At 35.6% G+C, this 6,298-nt stretch carries 3 protein-coding genes; all 3 read right to left on the bottom strand.

The features are described from left to right. Positions 1–42: 42 nt before the first annotated feature. On the bottom strand, positions 43–3,093 hold the full coding sequence (locus tag EF384_RS09180) for a type I restriction endonuclease subunit R (RefSeq protein WP_439647013.1): 3,051 nt from the start codon (positions 3,091–3,093) through the stop codon (positions 43–45). A gap of 98 nt (positions 3,094–3,191) precedes the next feature. Then, positions 3,192–4,433: a restriction endonuclease subunit S gene (locus tag EF384_RS09175; protein WP_123781368.1), complete on the bottom strand. Its 1,242-nt coding sequence runs from the start codon at positions 4,431–4,433 to the stop codon at positions 3,192–3,194. Next, positions 4,433–6,022: a type I restriction-modification system subunit M gene (locus EF384_RS09170; RefSeq protein WP_123781366.1), complete on the bottom strand. Its 1,590-nt coding sequence runs from the start codon at positions 6,020–6,022 to the stop codon at positions 4,433–4,435. The genes EF384_RS09175 and EF384_RS09170 overlap by 1 nt, the downstream gene beginning before the upstream one ends. Positions 6,023–6,298: the final 276 nt, after the last annotated feature.

Here is a 6,298-nt window from a genome sequence, read left to right as displayed (position 1 = left end):
TTGAGAGACCTTTTGTCCCAGCCCCTTCTTTGTTATTCATTTTTAGAAGTTTTTGTTCGTTAACGGGAGTATTTCGCTTTCGATTACATCGGTATACGCTTGTTTAGCGAATTTTTTCACTCTGAATTTCTTCTGCACTTTCTTCCGATTTTCTTCTAGATAACGGTCTTTATCCATATTCTCAAGGAGGTTACTCTCTCCAGTTTGTTTACCCGCTTTTTCTGGTTTGTAATTCTCGATTAAGTAATGCAAATCATCTTCTTGGACATAGAGACTTTCCGATAAATCATGAACCAATTCACTGACACGCTCATCAATACGTTTTTCGATTTCACTCGATACATTAAGCGTATTTTCTGCTTGTGCTAGCTCATTACCATCCTTAATAGTAGAGAAGATATCTTCAATAATTTCACCTAATTTAGGGTTATTATCTTTAAATTTCGTTAAATAAGCTTCAGCGTCAACAATACGTTTGATACGATTTTGACTATTAGGTTCATTAACGATCGTTTGCATTAACAGCATTAAGTACTCGTAATCAATTTGTTGCTTGCCTACTTCAGACAACTGATAATCGAAGTCAATCGTTAAGTCATCTTCTTCGTCTTCATCGATTTGTTCTCTAATTTTTTCTAAGGCGTTCTCATACTTACCATGGTAAGACTCTATTACTTCAGGACGTAAGTTGTATTGTTGTTCAAACACCTCTTCGTCAAACTCTGAATATACTTGGATAGCCCCTAAGCTCTTATCAAATTCTTGATAAGCTTTAACAAAGAGTTTAAGGGTATCAACATCATCATTGATATCAATACTCTCTGGACTAGGCGCAACAGAAATTAAACGCTCATAAGCGTCCTGGAAGCGTCCGTATGACTCATTCCACCCTGGCGCCTGTATTGCGCTCTCTCCACCGTTCGAATACAGAATAAAGGCATTTTCGACCGCTTCTTGATACTGACTTGGATATTGGAAAGTCATAATTTGGCCGTATTGTTTATCCTTGTCGTAGATACGATTTGTCCGTGAGAAAGCTTGAATTAAATGGTGCGGCTTTGCGGGTGGTCTATCCATGAATAAAATCGCTGTTGAAGGTGAATCGAAACCAGTTAATAGACGATCAACCACAATCACGATATCTAATTGTTCACTACGTGTACGGTATATATCTTTTTTCCGTGCTAAACGATTATTAATGTCTTGGTTAAAAGCTCTAACCTGTTCTAGGTCATAATGTGTGTTGAACGTTTCATTATAATCTTGAATGATTTGTTTATATTGTGATTGACGTTCAAAAGAAGTTTCTTCTGTTTCGTTTAAAGAATAAGTCACCGCTACTTTCGGGAAGTCTGATACTAGACTCTTTGTTTTTTCACTTATCTTAACGCTTGATTTACCTTCTTTTACTTCATTAAACAGTTCATAATAGCGTTGTGCATCAGGAATAGAACGTGTGGTCAAAATCGCACTATAGGTGTTCCCTGGGCCACGAGTGAGTTTGAATTTATGTCTTGAGTAATTAACGATTTGATCAATGACTTTTAGTTTGTGTTCATCATTTTCGTAAGCTTCTCTAGGTAATTTAGCTTCTATTTCGTGTTCACTCAACCCATCTATATCTATACCTGATTGGTCAAAATAATCTACAATAGAGTTCTTTTCAAGCGTATTAATATATTCAACTTGGAAACCGAGTACGGCTTTATCATGAATAGCTTCTTTTACCGTATATTCATGTAGACGTGGGCCATACTGTTCTTCTGTTGTACGTGGCATATCCCCAAATTCATCTCTCGCATTTTCCGCAAATATTGGCGTTCCAGTAAAGCCATACCAAAGGGATTTAGGGAAAAACTTCGTAATTTCTTGTTGTTTTTTAGGGGTCACAGCACGGTGACACTCATCTACAACGAATCCTATGTTTAAATTCCGTAATTTCTTTGCGATACGGTTATCTTCTTTGTCACCATAACGTTTCATGACATAATTTAATTTTTGTATCGTTGTAATGACTAAGTCACGGTCATTAGTGGTTAATTTTCGCACCAAATCGGATACGTTATCCGTATCATTCACTTCTACAACGTCATTCATTGCATAAGATTTAAAGGCGGTACCCGTTTGTTGGTCAAGGTCAATTCGGTCTACGATAAATATCGTTTTATCTAACGCTGGACTTCTCAATAGGTTTTTGGCCACTTTATAAGACGTAAGCGTTTTACCAGAACCTGTTGTATGCCATACATAACCAGACTGACGTTGTCGTACGGCTTGCTCTACTGCTAAGATCGCATGAATTTGATAAGGTCTAAGTAAAATAATGGCTTTATGGTCAGCATCTAACACAGAGAACTCGGTAATCATTTTATGACCTTGTGGAATAGACAGCACTTCTTTAGCAAAACCTAAATAGTTATTGACTCTATTGTTGTTTTTATCTACCCAAGAAGTTAAGAATTCTTTATTAATATGTTGGCCATCAGCAGCTGCAATATACTTCGTATCTACCCCATTTGTGACCACAAACATTTGAAGCATTGAAAAGATACCTGTATATTTACCTTCGTTTGAGTATTTCTTGATTTGTTCAAAGGCTGCCATATACCCTTCTGAACGATTTTTTAATTCAATCTGAATTAAAGGTAATCCATTAATCAATAAAGTGACATCAAAACGGCGGTTACGGTCTTGTTCATCACGTTTACTTGACGCATACTGATTAATCACTTCATAAACAGAAATCCCACCAGAAATATCTTGTGATTTGAATACAGTTAAGGAAACTTTTCCTAGTTTCGCATCTTCACGTTGTACAAGGACTTGTGCAATCCCATTTTCCCCTTTTAACCATTCACCAGCACGATAAAATGACCCGAAATTCAATTGCGTCTTGACTTGTTCAAACTCCATATCCGTTAACGGGACATCATTTAATTTATCTTTATTTGTACGAGTTAAGATTTGTCTGAAATTATCCCATAAATCGTCTTCGTTTCTTAAATCTGGCCGATAAGTCCATTGCGATTCACCGTTTACAAGCTGGTCTATCAGCTTATTCTCCATATCGCTCTCTAATTCAAAGCTTTTCACATCACACACTCCTCTGTGATTATTTTTATACAAATACCTCCGCTACATCAATACTCTTTATCAAAGCGAACTGAATATAGCGAAGGTGATTTATAAGTTTATATAAACATGTTTTCTAGTAAAACTTGTTTCATATTTTTCAGTTGATCTAATTTACGCTGTTGAATAGCGATAGTGGTGTCAAACTGTTTTAAAAATGCACTGATTAACTTAATTTCAGCATGATTTTGCGGTAAATATAGCATGAAATTCTTAACTTTATCCGCATTTAGATTAGCTTGTGTTCCAGTTGAAATAAGTTTATTCCACTCTGATAATTCGTTCGCTTTAATTAAACATTGATAAACAAAATCCCTTAGGTCATCATCATCAAATACCATGTTGTAGAATGCTTGTGATGTAGCTACATCAATGTTCAATACGGCTACTTTACCTACGCTAGCATACATAGCTAAACTTATTGACCCTCTAGGCACAACCCAAGCAGCTGAATTATTTAATCCGTCTACTGATATATGTTTTTCCGTGTTATTTATAAATCCATTTGATTTAGTAATATCAGATATACCTAAAAAGGGTATGTTGCCCTCATAAAAATCTTTATTGGTTGACTTAGGTGTTCCGCCTGATCCCCCTTTTATAAATAAAGCACTTAACTTCCGCTCTTCCCAATCCCCTTCAAACCCAGCAAACCGTAATTTCGGCACCGTTTCGCCTTTACCAGGGAACATTTGCTGTAATAACGCCTGTTTAAGCTTCTCTAATTGCTCTAACTTACGCTGATGAAGAGTGATAGTGTTGTCAATATTTTTAAGAAAGGAACCGATTTTAGTTTGCTCATCCAATTGAGGAATAAAAGTTTTGATTGACGACAAAGTTGGAAATTGAACTCTTTGCTTTTCGATTAGCGTACCAGTAGCAAATAATTTGTATAATCTTATAGCTTGGTCTGATTTAAGCCAAGTATTAAAGTATGCGCTATTGTATCCTTGATTCATATTCATAGTCACATAATAACCTGATACAGCAACAGTTTTGTTAGTATTGTTAAATCCAACTGAGCCGATAGTCATATTCATTGGATTGTAAACTATATCGCCTGCCTTAACTGTTTTAAATTTATCATTCTTTTTAACTAAAGCCTCTCTATTATATCTTTCTGTCTTCGGTGTAAGGCCTTTTTCAACAGTTACACTCCAGAGTTCTAAATTTTCATCCTTTGGATTTACATATTCTGCAGTTTGATTAAATACTTCCCCCAACTTACGCTGTTCCCAATCATCAGTAAAACCTTTAAACCGAAGATTTGGGGCTTTTTGTGAGTCTTTATTTATACTCATTATTCCAAGACCTCCTTCAATGCATCAATAATATCTTTGGTATCGTCTGTTACCTCTAAATCATCAACCATCGCTAAAAGTTCTTTAGAAACTGATTCAATCTCTTGATCAGTTTGTTTCATTTCATCTTTTAAAGCCACAACATCAATCGGTTCAGCTTCTTCAAATGTATCGACATAGCGTGGGATATTTAGGTTGAAATCATTTTCTTCAATTTCTTCATAGGTCGCAACATGTGCAAATTTCTCTACATCTTCACGTTTTAAATAAGTTTCATAGATTTTATCTAAATGCTTTTCTTCTAGTTTATTTTGAGTTTTTGCTTTAGTAAATTCATTTGAAGCATCAATGAATAAAACATCACGACTATCACGGTTTTTCTTCAAAATAACAACCGTTGTAGGAATACTTGTATTGAAGAAGATATTCGCTGGTAAGCCAATAACCGTATCAATTGCCCCTTGTTCAAGTAAGGCTTTACGGATTTTACCTTCAGCAGCACCACGGAAAAGTACACCATGCGGTAGGACAATGGCCATTTTGCCATCATTCTTCAAGTGGAAGTAACCGTGTAGTAAGAAAGCAAAGTCAGCTTTTGATTTTGGTGGTAATACACCATAAGAAGCGAAACGTGGGTCATCTAAGAAACCTTTAGCTGCTGACCATTTTGCTGAATAAGGTGGGTTCATCAGTACAGCATCAAAGTTTGTCGGTTCATCTTGTGGCCAGTCCGCATCTAAGGTATCCCCGTTACGTAAAGTTTGGTTTTCTGGATCTACGTTATGTAGGAACATATTCATACGAGCTAAGTTATATGTTGACGTGTTTAATTCCTGACCAAAATAACGAATTGTTGACGCTTCATTTGAATATTTAGACGCATTTAACAGCAATGAACCTGAACCCATTGTGGGGTCATAGACGGTTAAACCTTTCTTATCTTCTTTATTTGTCAAGGCTATACGGGTCATAAGAGTGGACACCTGAGATGGCGTGTAGAACTCCCCGGCTTTCTTACCTGAGTCTTCCGCAAACTGTCCGATAAGGTATTCATAGGCATCACCCAAAGCGTCCCCATCATAATTAGCCAAGTTTAAATTGTCTAAAGCTTTCATAACTTGAGAAATCGTATCGTTTTGTTTTTGTGGTGTAGCACCTAGTTTTTTAGAGTTTAAATCAATGTCCTCGAATAAATCTTCAAACACGTTTGATGATTGTTCAATATCACGTAAACCTTGTTGTAAGTGTTCACGTTGGAATGTATGGTTATTGATTTCTTCCATCAAAGCAGAGAATGTTAATTCTGGTTTAATTCGATAAGACATTTCATAAACCAATGCAGATTGGAATTCTTCGCTAAATTCATCATCCGCATAAGCTTCACGGTACATATCTAAAGCTTCATCTAAATTTTCTGTCTTTTCATCTAACATTTCCGATGAATGCACTAGCATCGTATCTGATAAATATTTGTAGAAAATCAACCCAAGTAAATAGTTCTTATACTCACTAGCGTCCATTTTTGAACGTAATACATCTGCCGAAGTCCATAATGCTTGATATAATTCTGTTGCTGTTCCCTTAGTCATGTAAAATCCTCCAAATATAATTTAATGTAATCACTTTTATTGTTTAAAATACATAATTAAATACTATGCATCTATTATAACAAATGAGTGAATGTTTATAGCGCCGATTTGTAAATGTTTCCCAGCCTCTTGGCATTTTTATTGACTTCTCTTATTTCAACTTATTTGTGATAATTAATTCGACCAAGAAACTACACAATCTCTGACTTGTTACTCTATTAACTAACTAGAATCTATCCTGAATAATTCATAGCTCTATAATTTAAGCTGGTTTCT

The organism is Aerococcus agrisoli, assembly GCF_003797145.1.
In the GTDB taxonomy this organism is placed as follows: domain Bacteria; phylum Bacillota; class Bacilli; order Lactobacillales; family Aerococcaceae; genus Aerococcus; species Aerococcus agrisoli.
Note: the sequence above shows the minus strand (reverse complement) of the source record. Positions and strands in the feature narration are given on the sequence as shown.